This is a genomic window from Corynebacterium sp. c7Ub_26 (assembly GCF_053760365.1).
In genome coordinates this window covers 315,261-333,442 of record NZ_JBSNBL010000001.1, presented here as the reverse complement: position 1 = coordinate 333,442, position 18,182 = coordinate 315,261, and the positions used below count along the sequence as shown (strand labels likewise).

Genomic DNA, 18,182 nt, shown 5'->3' with positions numbered 1-18,182 from the left:
CGCACGCACACAAGCACCACGTTCAGGGACACCGAATCCAGTAATGGCAGGGAAGAATCGACGGTTAACGGCGGTCACCCGCGCCAACCACCGCGTCATGTTCATGGTTGGGGCCGCCGTGGTGAGCGTGGTCGTCCTTGTCGCGCTGGTATCGCTGGTCTGGACACCGTATGAGCCGCAAGAGGCTAACCCAGCGTCGGCACTGCAACCACCGAGTTGGGACCACTGGATGGGAACCGACCGATACGGCCGGGATACGCTATCGCGGATCATGGTCGGATCCCAGATCTCACTCGAAGTGAGCGTTCTCGCGGTCGCAATTGGTGCCGGCGTCAGCGTTCCGCTCGGGATACTTGCCGCAGTCCGCGGAGGGTGGCTCGATTCCTTCATTATGCGGCTGTCGGATTTAGCGCTGGCATTCCCGGCTCTCCTGTTGGCGATCATCGCCGGATCGGTTGTCGGCGTCGGCACGTCATCAGAGATGGTTGCCATTGGGATTGCGTTTATCCCCAGCTTTGCTCGCGTATCGCGCGCGGGCACCCGACAAGTCCTCAGCCAGGACTACGTTTTGGCCGCGCGAAGTGCGGGAATGGGGTGGCTCTCTATTGCGACGAGGCACATCGTTCGTGGAATTATTGGCCTCATCATTGTCCAGGCGACGGTTTCCGTGGCGCTCGCCATTCTGGCTGAGGCAGGGTTGTCATTCCTAGGCCTGGGGACACCGCCGCCGCAGGCCTCCTGGGGCCGGATGCTCCAGGACTCGCAGGTTTTTCTCGATTCACACGCGGAGCTGGCTCTGTGGCCGGGGCTCGCTATCGCCCTCACGGTGCTGGGGTTCAATCTTCTTGGCGACGGGCTCCGCGACATCCTCGATCCGTTCTCCCACCGGGCAATGTACGACGCTCCAGCCACGAGCGCGGCTCATGAGGAGCCTGAGCGGGAGCCAAAATCAGAGGAGTCGCCGCTAAAATTGTCGGCTGATCCAGCGGCGGACGAATCGTCGTCGGCAATTTTGCAGGTGAGAAACCTGTCATTAACCACTCCGCCCTCTGCAGATGTGGCCGCGAGTGAGCGTCGATTAGTTGACTCACTGAGCTTCAGTCTCGAGCCCGGTGCCAGGCTCGGGCTCATCGGCGAATCCGGATCGGGGAAATCGTTAACGGCGCTGGCGATCATGGGACTTTTGCCCGGTGATGTGCGCCCGTCCGGATCGATCATGTTCGCTGGTAATGAGATTGTCGGCGCTGCCGATAGCACCCTCAGCCAGTTCCGAAGCGTGCGCATGTCGATGGTTTTTCAAGAGCCCATGACTGCGCTGAATCCGCTCATGACCGTGGGCAAACAAATCGAACGCGCATGCCGGGCCGGCACACGAGAGGCCAAGCGTGCTGGCCGGAACCGACTTTCGTCTGGTCACAGCCGACGGGAGCGTGACGCTAAAGTCCGTGAGCTTCTTGAGTCGGTGGGGCTCCCCGAGCGCGCTTACTATTCGTATCCGTTTGAGCTCTCCGGGGGCCAACGCCAGCGAGTTCTCATCGCGATGGCGTTTGCGAATGACCCTGAGCTTCTTATTTGCGATGAGCCGACAACGGCATTAGATGTCACTGTTCAACGGTCTATTTTGATGCTGATCAACCGACTTGTTCGAGAAAACAACACCGCGCTGCTGTTTATCACGCATGATTTGGCGCTCGTTGCGAACATGTGTGACAACATTCTGGTCTTGAAGGATGGAATTCCGCACGAATACGGGCCGACAGAGCGCATCTTGCAGCATCCTCGGGATTCCTACACGACGATGCTGGTTCAGAATGCGCACGTTCATGAGGTGAGCGACGAACACGATGCACAGGGTCACGATGCGTCCGCCGAACAAGATGCACGCGACGAGATTTCGTCGACGCCGTCGTCAACCGATCCTCTCATCCAGGTCCGCCATGTGAGCCAGGTGTTCGATCAACGTCAGAACCGCTTTGGGCCGTCGTCGGCAATCACTGCTGTTGACGATGTGACATTAGACATCCACCGAGGCGAACGCCTTGGCATCGTCGGCGAATCTGGATCGGGGAAAACTACCCTGTTGAAGATTATGGCGGGACTCACCCGGCCGACATCCGGCGATGTCCGTGTCGACGGGCGCGCCATTACCAACCCGCACGATATGAGCCCCTATGGGCAGGTTGTCTTCCAGGACCCGCGTGGTTCCTTGGATCCCACGATGACTATCGGTGATTCGCTGGCCGAACCACTCCGCGCGCAACCACAACCCCTCCCCCGAAACGAGCAGCGCGACCGCATAGTTACCGTGCTTGAACAAGTGGGGCTGGACACGTCAGCAATAGATCGGTTCCCTCATCACTTCAGTGGTGGCCAACGCCAGCGGATTTCACTTGCCCGCGCGCTAACTACCCATCCTCAGATTCTTCTTGCCGACGAGCCCGTCTCGGCGTTGGACGTCACCGTGCGGAACCGCGTCATTGCGCTTCTCGACGACCTTGCCGAAGATTACGGCCTGACCGTGGTGTTCTTATCGCACGATCTTGACGTTGTGCGGCACATTTGCGACACGGTTGCTGTGATGAAGAACGGGCGCATTGTCGAAAAGGGAACAAGCGATCAGATTTATCGCAATCCTCAGCATGAGTACACGAAGGAACTGATTAGCGCTGCCCGCCAACCGGTCCCGCCGACATAAGACTCAACATAAATCTCAACCGGCCGTGACAGGGCGGCTGGTAAGCTCGCCGGCATGAAAGCTAAGTACCATTCTGATTCTAAGGGGGACGATTCCATCACGAATACCAATGAGCATTACAACTTCTATGAGCAGCTCAACCTGGATCCGTCGTTAGCGCCGGAAGAGCTTGTCGATATCTGCACGTCCCGTCTGCGCGAGCTGGAGGACAACGGTGTCCCTGAAACCGACGCGCGCGTGCAAGAGCTTTTAGCTGCCCGGACGATTTTCCACAATGACCGGGCGAAGGCCACCTACGACGATGCGCTGCAGCGGACTGATATCCCGGCGATGACTGTTCCGGCTTTGCGCCATCTTGCCCGCACAGGAACATTGCCGGACGAGTATGCCAGCACTTCGGCTTCCGGCACGCACGGTGATGAGGTCGGCGCACACTGGGGTGAGGGTAACGCGACTGCTGGCCAGTCCTCGGAGGAAGGCCTGGACGAGCAGGCTGGTTCTGAGACCGATGCCCGGTCCTCCACCAAGTCGCTGTCGCCATTTAGCGCTGCTCCGACACCGATCAAGATCAGTGTGACGCTGATCGGTCTGATGGGAATCATTGCGGCAATTGCCGTCGTGTGGTCCCGGTTCTCTGATGATGTTCGCGTCATTCAGTACAACCCCATGACTGGCGCTGTGATGTATAACCACCCGACGTTCACAGTCAACGAATCATGGGCGATGCTCACGATGGGGGCTGGCATTCTTATTCCCGCCCTTCTTGTGCCCCAGCTTCGACGTTTCATGCGCGTGCCTGTGCTTGCTTACGCGGTCACGGGCCTGATGCTGTCAGCATTTCCGTATAAGTCCGTCGTCATTGGTGAAGGCGACAAAATCGTGACCATCATTACCGCTCTGGCGTCGGCCGCGCTGATCGCGCTGGCCATGATGATGACCCCTCGCACCCGCACAACACCCGACACATCGGGCCAGGACGGTTTCACTACCCCGGATCCTGATGGCTCTTCCTTCGAGGCGGAGAACGCGGGTGCGGAGACCGCGGGTGCTGAGTCCCCAGCGGGTTCACAGACTGCAAGCGACGCAGAGGTTGCCGACCAGCACACCTCTGGTACTGCCGGCAAGCAGACTAACGAATAGGTTTGCCTTTCTCGTCGTACGTGTAAAAGCCTCGGCCGGTCTTCTTTCCTAGCCGACCGGCTTGCACCATACGACGCAGCAGGGACGGGCAGGCGTATGTTGGGTCGCCGTATTCGTCGACCATGACGTCGGCAATAGACGCCACAGTGTCCAGCCCCACCATGTCGGAGAGCGCGATGGGCCCCATGGGGTGTGCTGCACCATTGCGCATACCAGCGTCGATGTCTTCCTTCGTCGCCACGCCATTTTCCAGCATGCGGATCGCAGAAAGCAGGTAGGGCACCAACAAGAAGTTGACGATAAACCCGGAGCGATCCTTCGCCTTGATCACCGTTTTCTTCAGCACCTCACTGGCCCACTTTTCAGCCCGATCCGCGACGGCATCTGTCGTATCCAAGGTCCGAACGTGCTCAACTAACGGAAGAACCGGAACGGGGTTAAAGAAGTGCAGCCCCATCACGCGACCTGGGTTCGACGTTGCCGACGCAATCTGCTGAATCGGCAGCGACGAGGTGTTAGAGCACAAAGGCGCATCGGGATCCGAAACAATCTGGTCGAGCTTTCGAAAAATATCGGCTTTGACCTCGGGATTTTCAACAATCGCTTCACAGACTAACTGGCGGTCCGCAAATTCTTCCAAGTCAGTGGTGATGCGGATACGCCCCAGCGCGGCATCTTTTTCTTCCTCAGACAGCTTGCCTCGTGATACACCGCGCTCCAACGACTTGGTGATTCTCTCGAGGCCTTTGTCGGCGAACTCCTGGGTTGCTTCCCACGCTACGACGTCGGAACCATGACGGGCAGCAACCTCAATAATTCCTGACCCCATCTGACCAGCACCGACGACACCTACACGCAATGCCGAAATGTCGACCGAGTCCGATAACTTATCGTTGTTCGTCTGATCTGCCATGAGTATGTTGTCCCCTCTTTTGCTCTTAGTCGCTATGGTCAGCGTTTCATTGACGGTTTCCCTTACGAGTGTTTCCCTCATGGTAAAAACCTCGCTGGCTTTTCGTCGGAAAACACGAAAGAAAGTGGCAGTCGTGTTCGCCCAGTGCCCAACCTCGTACTAGCCCCCGCGCCAGTGTAAAGGCGTTTACCAGGTTTTATATTGCTTGTCGTTGACGAAAAAGCCGTGTCCTTCAGCGCTGGTACACGTCATTCCACGTGCCTTCGATGTGCATGTGTAGGTGGTTGTGTAGTTCCCCTGGACTGGAATTGTTTTCGATTGACCATAAGGCAGCACAGGTCCTGTCCGTGGGAACTCTCCCTGCAAGAGCCAGTGACATGGTTCCGCGTCGGGGCCTCGACGGAAGCCAATCATGGTGTCATTTCTCGCTTCGACGCCCAGATATGGGCACCGGTTTTCGTCGCCCCACCGGGGGTGCTGATGGACATCGCAGCCATCGTCATCCATCCCGCGGAACTGGCACACGATGTTGCCGCTGGGGCTCTGAAATACCGTCCGGCCTGGTGGGGTCGTGGTTGTGGCCCCACCTGCTGCGTCACTGCCGGCCCTGGGAGTTGCCGTCCCATTCTTAGCGGTTCGTGGCGATGCTGCGCGGTTCCCCTGAGCACCGCCCTGTTGTTGCTGGGCAGTTCCATTCGTCGCACCGCGCTGCGTGCCACTATGACGGCTGGTCGTCGTCGAATTGAGACTGGGATGCGGGTTGTCCTGCGGGGCCCCTGTCGCTGGCTGCGGTGCACGCGAGTTCGAGGGAGAATGAGCCTGCGACTGGGTTGCCGACGCTACAGATGTGTGATCGTGGGAAGAATTCGCAACGTCATCGCTGCTGCTACACCCAGCTAAACCACCGCCGACCATAATCCCGACAGCCACCGCGATGCCTGCTCCGCGTCGTGTGGTCTGCATGATCCGTCGACAATCGGTACTCCCAAAGAGGCCACGAGACTGGGACACCTCGTGGGTTCCCGTTAACTCGGGTTGGCGACGTCGACCATGGGGAGCATTCATATCACCGACAATACGTGACAACGCCGGGATAGGACACCCCCATTTCGCTGCACGAGATAGGTACGGGTAGGAAGAAAAACTCACTACAGAGGCCATCGCGACAAGCGCGGTCACTGTGAATGACGGCGACACCCGACGGTTTATCCGCAGTTTTCCCACGTCACCCCTATCCGAACTCGAGTTCGAATTTTGTGTGTATGATGTCCCTCATGCGAACGACGCGAGCACATTGTTCCAGCCACCGTGGACCATTGTTTTCCCACTATTCATTCTCAGCGCTGGTGGGCATTATTCTAAGCCTCGGCCTTGTGATGCCCCTTTCAGGCTGCGGCGACATCGCTACACAGGGCAACAACGGTTCATCTTCGGCAAGCTCTCCGGCTAACAATGATGCCGCTCCCGCAAACGACGGCACTGTACCAAACGACAATGGCTCAGCCGACGATGGCTCGTCGCCCGCCGATTCTCCTGATCAAGGCGCTAATGAACCACCCGCGGCAGGTGCTGCGTTCCCCGGTTCCCCACGTTCTGAACACATCGGGCAGCTGAGCAAACAAGAAAGCGCCGATGCACTCACAGCTCTGAATGTCCCCTTCCCCACCGGCGACATTCACGCACTTCTCGCAGCGCTGCCTGAATCACCGCGTCGTGGTGGCGCAGAGCGATACCAACGTAAGAATTTCGGCCCGTCATGGGCGGACGTGGACCGCAACGGCTGTGACACCCGCAATGACATCCTCCACCGAGACCTCACAGACATCACGACGAAACCGCCACAGGGATGCGTCGTTCTCACGGGGGAATTACATGACCCCTACACGGGCAACACCATCGATTTCCACCGTGGGAAGAAAACCTCGCAGGCAGTACAAATCGACCACGTTGTCGCGCTATCTAATGCCTGGGCCAGTGGCGCCTATGCCCTGCCGTATGCCGCGCGCACTGCACTCGCCAACGATCCGCTCAACTTGCTCGCCGTGGACGGCCCCACTAACAACGCCAAATCTGACAAAGACGCCGCCGAGTGGATGCCGCCGAACACCGCCTACCGGTGCGGGTACGCTGACCGACAGGTTCGTGTGAAGTCGAAATACCATCTACGGGTCACACGACAGGAGAAAGAGGCGCTCACCGCTGTGCTTAACCAGTGCGCGGTGTAGCGCCCCCACAGCCCGGCGCGGCCTACTTCTTGCCCTCGTCCGTGGACAAGGCCGCAACGAACGCTTCCTGAGGAACCGAGACAGAACCGATACTCTTCATGCGCTTCTTACCGGCCTTCTGTTTCTCCAAGAGCTTGCGCTTACGAGAAATATCACCGCCGTAGCACTTGGCCAACACATCCTTGCGAACAGCACGGACATTCTCGCGCGCAATGATCTTCGAACCGATCGCAGCCTGAATCGGTACCTCAAACTGCTGACGAGGAATAAGTTCCTTGAGCTTCGTCGTCATCTTATTGCCGTACCACTGCGCATTGTCCCGGTGCACGATGGCAGAGAACGCATCCACCGGATCGCCCTGCAAAAGAATGTCGACCTTCACGAGGTCAGCAATCTGTTCGCCCGCGTCCTCATAGTTCAAGGACGCATAGCCCTTCGTGCGGGACTTCAACATGTCGAAGAAGTCGAAGATGATCTCTCCCAGCGGCATGGTGTACCGCAGCTCGACGCGGTCCTCTGACAGATAATCCATACCGCCCATCTGACCGCGCTTGGACTGGCACAGCTCCATCGTCGGACCCAAGAACTCCGCCGGAACGATCACCGTCATCTTCACAATGGGTTCGTAGATCTCCCGCGGCTTTCCATAAGGCCAATCCGAAGGATTACGCACCTTGATCTCTTCGCCCGCCTCCGTGACCACGCGGTACACCACCGACGGAGCCGTCGAAATCAAATCCAAATTGAACTCGCGCTCCAACCGAGCACGGGTAATTTCCATATGGAGCAAGCCCAAGAAGCCACACCGAAAACCGAAACCCAGCGCCACGGACGACTCCGGCTCATAGGTCAACGCGGCGTCATTGAGCTGCAGTTTCTCCAAAGCGTCGCGCAAATCCGGGTACTGGTCCGCCGAAATCGGGAACAACCCCGAATACACCATCGGTTTCGGCTCTTCATAACCCTTCAATGGTTCCGTGGCAGAGTCATTCACCACAGTCACGGTGTCGCCCACCTTCGACTGGCGCACATCCTTCACACCCGTGATGAGGTACCCCACTTCGCCGACACCCAAACCGTCGGTCTTCTTCGGCTGCGGCGACACAACGCCGATCTCCAGCGTTTCGTGCGTGGCCCCCGTCGACATCATCTGAATCTTCTCGCGGGCCTTCAGCCGACCATGCATTACACGGACATAGGTCACGACGCCGCGATAGGTGTCGTACACCGAATCGAAAATCAGCGCGCGGGCAGGCGCATCCGCGTCCCCCGTCGGCGCAGGAACAACATCACACAACTTGTCTAACAGTTCAGGGACGCCGTCGCCCGTCTTCGCCGAGACCCGCAACACTTCTTCGGGTTCACACCCGATGATCAGCGCCAGCTCGTCGGCAAACTTGTCGGGATCCGCCGCGGGAAGATCAATTTTGTTCAAGACCGGAATAATTTCCAAGTCATTCTCCATCGCGAGATATAAATTCGCGAGAGTCTGCGCCTCAATGCCCTGAGCTGCGTCGACAAGAAGGATGGCACCCTCACACGCCTCGAGAGCACGCGATACTTCGTAAGTGAAGTCGACGTGACCGGGAGTGTCGATGAGATGGAGCACAATCTGCTCACCCGCATGGTCCCCGGTTTTAGGGACCCACGGCAGGCGCACGTTCTGGGCCTTAATCGTGATGCCCCGTTCGCGCTCAATATCCATATTGTCCAGATACTGGTCGCGCATGTCACGATCACCGACCACCCCGGTGAGCTGCAGAATTCGATCCGCCAAGGTCGATTTCCCGTGGTCGATGTGTGCGATGATGCAGAAGTTCCGGATACGCTCCGGGTCGGTGAACGTTGTTTCCGCGTAGTTGGTGGCCATAAAAGAGCTGTGATCCTCTCCGTCAGTACTCGGTGATCACAGTACTAGACGTTGGATTGCACCACTTTTCACACCGAATTATTGTGGGGACATGTTCGTACCGCGAGGAAATTCGGGCCCATTTTCATACGACTCTGAGCCCGAACGCCACACGCAGCGGTCTTCCCTGATCCGTCACATCACCGGCTTTCTTGCCCACAAGCGGGCAACCACAAGTGACGACGACTTCGAACTCCCTGATGCAGCCGGACGCTCGCACTCTTCACGCCGATCTCGTCGCGTGCCGACGTCATTCTCGCGGCCATTCCACCACGAAGGTGCCCTGGCCCAAGGCCTTGCTTCACTGCAGCAGGGGCTAGGTATGACGGACTCCAGCGTATCGACGTTTAACAACGAGGATGAGCCGGTTCTCGCACGGCCCACCGGTGCCTGCGCCTCTACGCTGATTTATGCGCCCGATATGGATGGGCAAGCCGATCCTGGCGAAGTCGTCTGGGTTCATTCCCCGAACAAGCAATCGGATGGCAGGGAACGAGCAATCGTTATTCTCGGTCACCACGAGCGATACATCCGCGGGCTTCTCATTTCGACGAATGACGAGCACTCGACCGATAACAACTGGCTGGAGATCGGCGCCGGGGGTTGGGACATGCAGGGCCGGCCCGCATGGGTTCGGTTAGACAAGATTATCGAGGTTCCTGACCACATGATTCGTCGGAAAGGGACGGTGTTGCCACGGCGGCGGTTTGAACGCATCGCCAGCCGACTGCGGACGGACTACAACTGGCGTTAATGGTGGGCTGCGTAGGCGCCAGTCGCCGTTAGCCGGTTTTAGCTTGGGTTGGCAGCGCTGATATTGGACGCAATTCTTGAAGCACTGTAGAGTGTCCTGGAGTTCTACCGCGCATGTGGACGATGAGCCGGAACAAGCAGGACCTTGGGTTTGTTCTTGAAGGTCGCTCATTCACGGGCTGATTTCACGGGCCGATGCCCTTATATCGCCCTCCACATGCTCTTCACATGAGAAATGACATGAAGAGTTGTGGTAGATCGCGTCATGCGCAACCAGTGCATGACAAGCGTAGAGAAAGAGGTAATTCCCGTGGCAAACATTAAGTCCAAGAAAAAGCGCATCAAGACAAACGAAAAGGCCCGTCAGCGCAACAAGGCCATCCGTTCGCGCTTGCACACCGAGAACCGCAAATTCCGTGAGCTCGTCGCTGCTGGTGACAAGGCTGGTGCCGAGGCTCAGCTTCGCCTGGCTTCCCGCGAGTACGACAAAGCCGTCACTAAAGGCACTCTTCACCGCAACAACGCGGCGAACAAGAAGTCTGCGATGGCTAAGTTGTTCAACTCAATGGACTAATTTTCCTACGAGTCCACTGGTTCGTGTGGGCGGCAAGACCGTGTGATCTCTCACTCACCCGTCTTTAGGCCCGCTGACCAGGGTGTTCCCCGCTCCGCCTGGAGCGGGGTTTTTCATTGCGTCCGCAGCTATTTCATTCGCGGTCATCTCATCCGTGCAAGCTCCGCCAGACGCCGAACACCTAGTTCAACAGCACTGTCTTGGTCACCCGCGGCACCTTTAATCCCCGCTTCCATCTGTGCGGCAACCTGCACGGCCTCGGCGATTGCAGCTTGCGACCATCTCTGAGCTATCGGCGCTGTCCTTTTCAGTTTCCACGGTGGCATTCCTAACCGCGACGCATCACGATAGGGGTCAATACGCCTATTCCCACTAAGCCGAGCGACCTCGCTGATCCCACGACACACCGCCGTCGAGATCGCCATGTGAGCCACTCCCAACTGAAGCGCCCGACGTACTTTTGCCACCGACTGGTCTACATTGCCGGCGATAACGTCGTCGGCAATGGAGAAACTGCTGACTTCCGCGGTACCGGTGTAGTACCGTCGCACGGCCTCGAGGTCGACGTTCCCGTCGTTATCGGCGACCAGCTGGCTCACTGCCGACGCTAATTCGCGCACGTCGGAACCGACGCTTTCAATGAGGGCGGAGACAACGTCCGGGCTCACCCGCACGCGGAAGCGGTGGAATTCTGACTGCACAAAAGTGGGCAGTTCACGGACCGGAATGGCGTCAGCCCGGTGTTCTTCGCCAAGCTTGAGAAGTTTGGACACCATGGCCTTCGTCCGGCCTTCACCCGAATGCTGAATGATCAGGGTGATGCCCGGCGCGGGGTCTTTCGCAGCAGCAAGCACGAGCGATGCCGGCTCTTTACCTGCATCATTCATGTTTGTAATGACGACGATGCGATCTTCACCAAAGAGGCTGGGACTCAGGAGCTCGGTGAGCTCAGGGCCCGTGATATCTCCCGCGCGAACTGTGGTGACGGTGAGTTCATCGCCGGTGGGCGAGTTCTCGCGGACACGTTTGACGATGGCATGGCGGTGACGGTCGGCGAGGAAATCTTCTGTTCCGACGATGATGTGTACGGGTGCGGGCGCGCCGGATCCCTCTGCAGGGTCGAATGTGGTGCGTGACCTCCATGATGGTGCCATGCTCGTCAGTCTACTGACCGCTGGGGACACAGCGCGGCTCAGGGGCAGAACCTCCATGAACAGGTTTGTCCGGTGCTGCGTAAGACGACAATGCCTTCGTCGACAAGCGTGGTGACCGGTACTCCATTGGCCAGTTGGGTCGGGCGAAAGGATTGAATACCGGCACCCGAATGCGATGATGGCGATGTCGGCTTGGTGATGATGAACCACCGTGCGGAGGACGACTCTGGATCGATCTGTTTTTTATCACCGACGAATGCGATGAATTCCCCGTCAGCGCGGTGTGAGGCATCGTCGGCAACAAGATTGCGAGAGGATAGTTTCAGCTCGTGGGCACAATCTTTGATTCTTCGCTGGAGGCGTGAGGCCACATCAGAGGTCACATCATCAGCGAGTACGGGAGGTTGTTTGTCGACGGTGGCCAGGATGTAGTGACTGTCTGGCCACATCACCACCGAGATGCTGGGCGAAAATGGACATACTGCGGCGGTCCACTGAGACGGAGGGAACGAAGGGGGCCTCACGAGGTGGGTCATGGCCCGGAGGCGGTCGAAGGCGTCGAGGGGTGGTCGCACCGCGTACTCCGATACCTGGTTGCTCGCTCCCCCAGCCGTCGTGCCCACTCCCGCGGAGAACTCTCCGGAGCGATCGCGCTCACCCGCAGTCGTACCACCGGTTGCTGCTACACACGTCGACATGGCGGCCGCCACAATTCCGGCGCTTCCCAGAGCCCTCGCCCACCAGCTTGTGATCCACCTCCTCCTCATCCATCGCTGGAGCCGTCTTTGCGCAGAAACGACTCTCGGACCGGGGCGATTGAATACCAGCCGTGAGAGAAAACCACCTGACCACAGCGTCGATAAGAGGAAACAAGACCCGACAACTGATGCAATAACGATGATTGCTGAACGTGATGATCCGACGACCAATTGGGCGGCCTCGCACTTGGCTATCGTGTGCCCGACCCAGCGAATCCACCACAAAACCGGTGTGCATACGCCCATGCCTACCGACGCCAGCCAAGTGGCTCCACGGCAGAACGATTCGCTGAGCCATTGAATGGCTTCACAGACTGTTCCCGCACGTGCTCCCACAAGGTGAGCCACAACGCTGAGCGCACACAGAACGAGCGCGATGGTCCCGATGACGGTTACGGGCGCGACAACAAATGCGACTAAGGAATTGGCCACGATCGAAAGAGCCGAGGTTCGGCCAATAACGAGCAAAATAATCGGTTGAGTGACCACATCTGCAGCTACGCATACGGCGCACCCGGTGATGATAGCCCGAGCACGTCGCGATACCTCACCGGACTTCCCACACACAGTCAGTACACGCACCGCGACCTTCTCAATGGCATCGGACAACGGTGGCGCAAGACAGATAATGCCGGCAGTCGCAGCGCACGATAAAGCAAATCCCAAGGACACAGCCATATCCGGGTTCCATACTACGAGACCGATAATCCCCGCACACAAGGCGGGCAACGCTTGCCGACGCCTCCCCGCCATCGTGGCAAGAAGCCCCACGCTCCCTGCGACAGCCGCCCGCAACACAGATGCGTCCAATCCGATGAGAAGGACAAACCCTACCAATGAGCAGCCCGCGGACAGATAGCGAACACGCGGACGCTCGGTGGACACGATCGCGGCAACCACTCCAAGAACGATCGCAACATTCGCCCCGGACACCGCGGATAGGTGACTGAGGCCAGAGGTGACAAAAGCTGCTTTATCGTCGTCGGATTGTAACGACGTATCGCCAATCACCATCCCCTGAGCCAAGCCCTGCAGATCCTCGGGTACATAGCGACGCGAGGCCTCAAGGAACTCCCGATGGACTGCGGACATCGCATGGCATACGACATCCCATAACCGGCTAACACCCCATCGGCCACGACGGAGACTGCTGCGCGACATGTAAGCCCCGGCCCGGTCCACCGTGTCCCGCAGATGAGAGCGTTATTGGTGCAGTGCCTGGCTGGAAAGCCTCTTTGACTGACACGAGCCCTTCAAGGCGCTGACCAGGGTTAACTGTACGAAGCTCAGCCCCACCTGAGACGAAAATATCCGACGGCATTCCCTTGAAGGATACCGATACGCCATACCGTTCCTGCTCCGGCGCGAAGGGCGATTCGGGAAGCCGACGTGGGTAGGACGTCGCGGTGCAGTCCATGGATGGGTCGATGAGCAGATGGCCGCCCTGCTTGTGGGCTAACCAATGGCTCGACGAGCGACGGATGGCGTAGATCGATCTGACCCCTCCGATGATGGCGCCGACAACCATCATGAGAAGCTGCAACTCCCATGAGCGACGCGCACCGCTAGTCATCCCCATGCCGTAGCTACCTTGACGGCGATTCATGTACCAGCGTGCAGCGATCACCGTAACTACTGTTAGTACCGTACACACCGCCACAGCGGATACGGGATGGCCGAGCCACCAGGCAATAAAGCCACCATCACCGTGAAAACTGACCGTTTCTGGTGTTCCCCATCGGAACCACACCACGACACCGCTCGCTGTCCATACACCGGCGGCGCAGGGCAGTAACCGGCCATCCAGCGGAACCCGTTCTTTTGTTTTCTCACGGTTCGGACGTGCGGACTGGCTGTCCCCCACAGAAGGCGGGTTGTCAGATCGTGACGGCATCGCGCATCGCGGCCAGTTTTGCGGGGCCTATCCCCTTAACTTCCGCCAATTGGTCGATACTTCGGAACGGCCCGTTCTGCTCACGGTAGGCAATGATCGCCGACGCCGTTTTGGGCCCCACACCAGGTATGGCGGTCAGCTCTGCTTCGCCTGCCGTATTGATATTCGTCCCGCCACCCGACTTCGCTGGCGGCCCCTGGCCCGGCGCGGATCCACCGCCCGCGCCTCCCGCCGGTGCCCCCGGTTGCGATCCTGCGCTCCCGGCCGGTTCACCGCCGATAATGGTGCCGTCTTTCCCTTCTTCTCCGACGCATATTTGTTGCCCGTCGAGTAGCTTTTGCGCTCGGTTAAGACCGTCCCACCTGCCACGATCGGTCAGTCCGCCGGCTGCGTTGATGGCGTCGTCAACTCGGGCTTGGGCGTCCAGAGAGAGTAAGCCGGGATGAACAACGTTGCAGACGACCGCGACCGTAATCGGCTGTGATGCCGGCTCGTAGCCGTTTTGCGAACCTTCCTGGGCCCCGGCCTCTTTCTTATGCGCCGATGCACCCGTTGAACCGTGGTCCGACGATTCCGTATCGGATTTCTCTCTGGCCTCCCCACGGTGGGTCTCTGCATCGGCCGACACCACCTGCGCCGCCTTCGATACGGGGCGCTGACTATTGTCCTCCCCCATCAACGCGAACCCGATCACAGTGGACACCACGAGTACACCAAGAACAACTATCCCGACGCACGCCCGTGGCGACATCCCCTGGAGAAGCCGGAGACCGCGCCGGGCATGTCCATCACGGGAGAAGTCATAAAGAGCAATGTTGCTATCTCCCTCGGCGCGTTCGGCATCGAACATCCTGATTCGATCGCGAACCGCGGTGTTCCCCGGTCTCTTCGAAGTATGGACAGGTGAGGGCAAGGTGGTGTCCTGTGGTCTCGACCGTGGCACGAAGTCACCTGAGATATAGCCATCTGGTCCACGCTCAAGCACATTGGTCTCATTGGCGACGTCCGCCCGCATCATCCCCACACTGCCGCTGCTACTCATGAGCCGGAGAGTAGAGAACTCCGTCCCTCATCGCTGGGCATATCAGCGGCAGAAACAGCCACGTTGTGGATAAAAGAAGTTATCCACAGATATTGACAGCGCCCGCTGTTCCCCGCCAGCCCAACCAGCGACAGCGCCCCCTACTGATCAGCAGCGTCACGCGTATTGATCACCGACACCGCTATTGCTCCAGCCCCAGTGTGCACCGCCACGGCCGGAGAGAGCTCAGCCTGCGTCAGTACTACGTCGGCAGCCGGGAGCTCATCTACCCCCCATCGTTTACCCAGGTCAACGAACGTCTTGTCCGCTTCCAAGGCCTTTTTCAGCCCCGCACCAACAATGCGTGCACGGTCATCGGCACCCGAGTGGTGAATGCAGATACGCACGGGTTCCGAATTTCCCTCCGCCTCATCGGAAACAGTCGGGACAGCATCCGCACCGGAATCCGCACTAGGGGCATCCTCATCGTCGGCACTGGTAGTCAGCGTCGCAGCATTCACCACCATGTCGACAAGTCGGGTAAAGGCTTTGGCTTGCGTCCGCGTCCGCGCAACAACACCAAAACTGCCATCCTGCAGGGAAAACAGCGATTTTACGGGCAGCGCAGATGACATCAGCGATGACATCGTGCTCATCCGCCCCGAGCGTCGCAAACCGTCGGTACGCTCAAGGTAGAGGAACAACTGCGAATGGCCAGTGATCATCGACGCACGTCTCGCGCATTCCTCCAGGTCATCACCATTCTGCGCCGCACGGGCAGCTGCCATGGCGGCCTCCCCCACCGGCATCCCGATCGAATCGGTTTCAATAACGCGGACTTTTCCCTCGAAAACCGCGGAGGCCGCCACCGCCGCTGACCAGGTACTACTGAGCTTTTGCCCAAGATGAACAGCGACGACACCATCGTCACCAGAACGTTCCATCTCCCGGCCGTACGCCGCAGCGAGCTCCAACGCGGTCAGCCCCGACGTCGAACTTGCGTCATCGGAAGAAACGACGTGCAGTGGGAGGACGGTAATTCCCCATTCCCGCGCGCGCTCGATGGGCAAGCACGATGAGGAATCAGTGATGACGCGGACAGTCACTGCAGCCCCTCGATCGACGTCCTGGTATGAGTCACACCAACGCCCTCATTACCCGGTTGAGCAGGAGCGAAAGGAATGCCCAGCGCGGACGCGTTCCACGCGTCCAAATACCACTGCGCATCGTCGATAATAGATTCAGTAAACGTCGCCACCGGGGTCGTATCCAACGCGGGATCCGTCGGTCGGTCACCGGAATTGTGGACGGTCGAGTGGTCGTAGTGGAAACGTGGGCGCGCCGTCAGCTGAGCCCAACTCGTATTCCCCAGTCCCGAAAACGACGAATAGTTGTCCGTCGGCAATCCCAATAATGAACAGGTCAAGCCGGCGATCGTGCCTCCGTGGGCCACACACACGACCGTGCCCCCCTCCCACTCGGGGAACGAATGCATGAGCTCATCGACAAGGCTGCGGGCACGGGCAGAGACCTCCAGACGGGTCTCACCCCCGGGCGGAGCCCAATGAGGATTATGCCGCCACATCGCGCGCTGACCAGGGTGAGCAGCGTCGATCTCCTCATGCGAATGAGCCTGCCACGACCCCAAATGGGTCTCGCGCAAGCGCTCATCGAGCACGGGAGTGAGCCCATGAGGTGCCGCAATAAGTCCCGCAGTTTCCGCTGCTCGCGACAGGTCAGAGGTCACCACCCGGCGGATATCCCACCGACTGAGCTCATCAGCAGTTCGCTGAGCCTGACGTCGCCCCAGGTCGCTGAGGTGTGTATCCATCTGGCCCTGCATGCGACCAGTGGCGTTGTAATCCGTCTGGCCGTGTCGAAGAAGAATAAGGCGGCGAGCCATCGGTACTACCTAGATTTCGTCCGCGTCGGGTTCACGGCCAGCCAGCGGAATGTCATCAATCACATCGGCCCGATGCGCAGCGTCGCTGGTATCAGACAGCCCACCGCGCTGGGATGGTTCGATGCCCTCGACCTCGATGACGGGGCAGTCTTTCCAGAGGCTATCGAGCCCATAAAAATCGCGCTCCGGTTCGCGCTGGACATGCACTACAATGTCGTTGTAATCCAACAACACCCATCGCGCTTCACGGCTACCCTCGCGTCGGACCGGCTTGTGGCCCGCTTCGGCGAGTTTGTCTTCGATTTCGCCGGCGATAGACATGACATGGCGTTCGTTATCGCCACTACATACGACGAGGCAGTCGGTGATCACCAGCTGGCCTGACACGTCCAAAACAACGATGTCCGACGCTATTTTGTCCGATGCGGCACGTGCGGCAATCTGCGCCATGCTCACTGATTCTTCTGATGCAGCCATAAAATCCTTCGTTATTGTTTTCGTTATTGTTGTTCAGTCTTGTCGGCGGGGAAGCAAAGTCTCATTGTGGCACGGGACCCAGCTTGCTACATACCCGACGGACGACACTACCCATTGCCTACCACATACTCGACGTCCCACTGTGTCCCGAGGGCAGGTACAGCTTTTCCTTCGCAATGTATTGCACCACACCATCGGGCACGAGATACCAAATCGGCCGATTCGCCCGGGCACGCGCGCGAATATTCGTCGACGAAATCGCCATAGCCGGCACCTCCACCATCGTGACACTATCCCCCAACGGTCCTAGCTCCATCTTCTCCAACGAATACCCGGGCCTCGTGACGGCGACGAAGGTCGCCAATGACATCATCTCGGTGCAATCGCGCCATGTTGCCATCCTCGCCACAGCGTCGGCACCGGTGATGAAGAACAATTCGGCGTTCGGGTATCGCTCGTGCAAATCATGGAGCGTATCGACGGTATATGTGGGGCCACCGCGGTCGATATCCACCCGCGACACACTGAACCGTGGGTTCGACGCCGTCGCGATCGTGGTCATGAGGTAGCGATCTTCAGCCGGCGTCACGGAGCGGTTCTTCTTCTGCCACGGCTGGCCCGTCGGAACGAAAAGTACGCGATCCAAAGAAAAAAGATCCGCGACCTCGGAGGCGGCCACCAAGTGCCCATGATGAATGGGATCAAAGGTGCCTCCCATAATTCCAAGGCGCGGATAGTTCGTCGATGTCTGCATCACAGAAGAAAC

At 58.8% G+C, this 18,182-nt stretch carries 16 protein-coding genes; 5 read left to right on the top strand and 11 right to left on the bottom strand.

From position 1 onward, the window contains the following. Positions 1–43: 43 nt before the first annotated feature. Complete coding sequence (locus ACWORE_RS01460) at positions 44–2,695, top strand: dipeptide ABC transporter ATP-binding protein (protein ID WP_455302213.1); 2,652 nt, start codon at positions 44–46, stop codon at positions 2,693–2,695. 54 nt (positions 2,696–2,749) lie between these two features. Then, on the top strand, positions 2,750–3,835 hold the full coding sequence (locus tag ACWORE_RS01455) for a hypothetical protein (RefSeq protein ID WP_455302211.1): 1,086 nt from the start codon (positions 2,750–2,752) through the stop codon (positions 3,833–3,835). Here the strand turns inward: ACWORE_RS01455 and ACWORE_RS01450 are convergent. Both ACWORE_RS01450 and ACWORE_RS01445 read right to left on the bottom strand, forming a co-directional pair. Further along, positions 3,825–4,748 carry a 3-hydroxybutyryl-CoA dehydrogenase gene (locus ACWORE_RS01450; RefSeq protein WP_455302209.1) on the bottom strand — a complete coding sequence of 308 codons (924 nt, stop codon included), beginning with the start codon at positions 4,746–4,748 and terminating at the stop codon, positions 3,825–3,827. The two genes, ACWORE_RS01455 and ACWORE_RS01450, sit on opposite strands and share 11 nt — an antisense overlap. Before the next feature lie 186 nt (positions 4,749–4,934). Continuing rightward, on the bottom strand, positions 4,935–5,813 hold the full coding sequence (locus ACWORE_RS01445; protein WP_406604822.1) for a hypothetical protein: 879 nt from the start codon (positions 5,811–5,813) through the stop codon (positions 4,935–4,937). Positions 5,814–6,124: 311 nt separating this feature from the next. Between ACWORE_RS01445 and ACWORE_RS01440 the strand changes: the two genes are divergently transcribed. Beyond that, positions 6,125–6,973 (top strand): HNH endonuclease family protein, encoded by an 849-nt coding sequence (locus ACWORE_RS01440; RefSeq protein WP_455302578.1) that lies wholly within the window; start codon positions 6,125–6,127, stop codon positions 6,971–6,973. A 22-nt stretch (positions 6,974–6,995) separates the two neighbouring features. Here ACWORE_RS01440 and lepA read toward each other — a convergent pair whose 3' ends face one another. Then, on the bottom strand, positions 6,996–8,843 hold the full coding sequence (lepA, locus tag ACWORE_RS01435) for a translation elongation factor 4 (RefSeq protein ID WP_455302207.1): 1,848 nt from the start codon (positions 8,841–8,843) through the stop codon (positions 6,996–6,998). A gap of 91 nt (positions 8,844–8,934) precedes the next feature. Between lepA and ACWORE_RS01430 the strand changes: the two genes are divergently transcribed. Both ACWORE_RS01430 and rpsT read left to right on the top strand, forming a co-directional pair. Continuing rightward, positions 8,935–9,636: a type II toxin-antitoxin system PemK/MazF family toxin gene (locus tag ACWORE_RS01430; RefSeq protein WP_455302205.1), complete on the top strand. Its 702-nt coding sequence runs from the start codon at positions 8,935–8,937 to the stop codon at positions 9,634–9,636. A gap of 309 nt (positions 9,637–9,945) precedes the next feature. Continuing rightward, positions 9,946–10,209 carry a 30S ribosomal protein S20 gene (rpsT, locus tag ACWORE_RS01425; protein ID WP_012731973.1) on the top strand — a complete coding sequence of 88 codons (264 nt, stop codon included), beginning with the start codon at positions 9,946–9,948 and terminating at the stop codon, positions 10,207–10,209. A 143-nt stretch (positions 10,210–10,352) separates the two neighbouring features. Here rpsT and holA read toward each other — a convergent pair whose 3' ends face one another. From holA to nadD, 8 genes are all read right to left on the bottom strand, one after another. Then, entirely contained in the window at positions 10,353–11,363 is a 1,011-nt protein-coding gene (gene holA / locus ACWORE_RS01420; RefSeq protein WP_455302203.1) for a DNA polymerase III subunit delta, read from the bottom strand. A gap of 38 nt (positions 11,364–11,401) precedes the next feature. After that, on the bottom strand, positions 11,402–13,213 hold the full coding sequence (locus tag ACWORE_RS01415) for a ComEC/Rec2 family competence protein (RefSeq protein WP_455302201.1): 1,812 nt from the start codon (positions 13,211–13,213) through the stop codon (positions 11,402–11,404). Positions 13,214–13,241: 28 nt separating this feature from the next. Beyond that, a complete protein-coding gene (locus ACWORE_RS01410) occupies positions 13,242–13,985 on the bottom strand; it encodes a hypothetical protein (RefSeq protein ID WP_455302199.1) in 744 nt (247 codons plus the stop codon). A 13-nt stretch (positions 13,986–13,998) separates the two neighbouring features. After that, positions 13,999–15,057, bottom strand: a complete 1,059-nt coding sequence (locus ACWORE_RS01405; RefSeq protein ID WP_455302197.1) for a helix-hairpin-helix domain-containing protein — start codon at positions 15,055–15,057, stop codon at positions 13,999–14,001. Positions 15,058–15,197: 140 nt separating this feature from the next. Continuing rightward, entirely contained in the window at positions 15,198–16,142 is a 945-nt protein-coding gene (locus tag ACWORE_RS01400; RefSeq protein ID WP_455302195.1) for a DegV family protein, read from the bottom strand. Next, positions 16,139–16,939 carry a histidine phosphatase family protein gene (locus ACWORE_RS01395; protein WP_296136136.1) on the bottom strand — a complete coding sequence of 267 codons (801 nt, stop codon included), beginning with the start codon at positions 16,937–16,939 and terminating at the stop codon, positions 16,139–16,141. Before ACWORE_RS01395 ends, ACWORE_RS01400 begins: the two co-directional genes overlap by 4 nt. A gap of 9 nt (positions 16,940–16,948) precedes the next feature. Beyond that, entirely contained in the window at positions 16,949–17,416 is a 468-nt protein-coding gene (gene rsfS, locus ACWORE_RS01390; RefSeq protein WP_455302193.1) for a ribosome silencing factor, read from the bottom strand. Between the two features lie 118 nt (positions 17,417–17,534). Then, entirely contained in the window at positions 17,535–18,170 is a 636-nt protein-coding gene (gene nadD / locus ACWORE_RS01385) for a nicotinate-nucleotide adenylyltransferase (RefSeq protein ID WP_296136677.1), read from the bottom strand. Positions 18,171–18,182 lie beyond the last annotated feature (12 nt).

Bases quoted from the DNA above. Each gene is read 5' to 3' on its own strand.
- ACWORE_RS01405 (WP_455302197.1), bottom strand. From the start codon at position 15,057: ATGAGTAGCAGCGGCAGTGTGGGGATGATGCGGGCGGACGTCGCCAAT.
- lepA (WP_455302207.1), bottom strand. From the start codon at position 8,843: ATGGCCACCAACTACGCGGAAACAACGTTCACCGACCCGGAGCGTATC.
- ACWORE_RS01450 (WP_455302209.1), bottom strand. From the start codon at position 4,748: ATGGCAGATCAGACGAACAACGATAAGTTATCGGACTCGGTCGACATT.
- ACWORE_RS01445 (WP_406604822.1), bottom strand. From the start codon at position 5,813: ATGAATGCTCCCCATGGTCGACGTCGCCAACCCGAGTTAACGGGAACC.
- ACWORE_RS01460 (WP_455302213.1), top strand. From the start codon at position 44: ATGGCAGGGAAGAATCGACGGTTAACGGCGGTCACCCGCGCCAACCAC.
- holA (WP_455302203.1), bottom strand. From the start codon at position 11,363: ATGGCACCATCATGGAGGTCACGCACCACATTCGACCCTGCAGAGGGA.
- rsfS (WP_455302193.1), bottom strand. From the start codon at position 17,416: ATGGCTGCATCAGAAGAATCAGTGAGCATGGCGCAGATTGCCGCACGT.
- ACWORE_RS01415 (WP_455302201.1), bottom strand. From the start codon at position 13,213: ATGTCCGCAGTCCATCGGGAGTTCCTTGAGGCCTCGCGTCGCTATGTA.
- nadD (WP_296136677.1), bottom strand. From the start codon at position 18,170: ATGCAGACATCGACGAACTATCCGCGCCTTGGAATTATGGGAGGCACC.
- ACWORE_RS01455 (WP_455302211.1), top strand. From the start codon at position 2,750: ATGAAAGCTAAGTACCATTCTGATTCTAAGGGGGACGATTCCATCACG.
- ACWORE_RS01440 (WP_455302578.1), top strand. From the start codon at position 6,125: ATGCCCCTTTCAGGCTGCGGCGACATCGCTACACAGGGCAACAACGGT.
- ACWORE_RS01430 (WP_455302205.1), top strand. From the start codon at position 8,935: ATGTTCGTACCGCGAGGAAATTCGGGCCCATTTTCATACGACTCTGAG.
- ACWORE_RS01395 (WP_296136136.1), bottom strand. From the start codon at position 16,939: ATGGCTCGCCGCCTTATTCTTCTTCGACACGGCCAGACGGATTACAAC.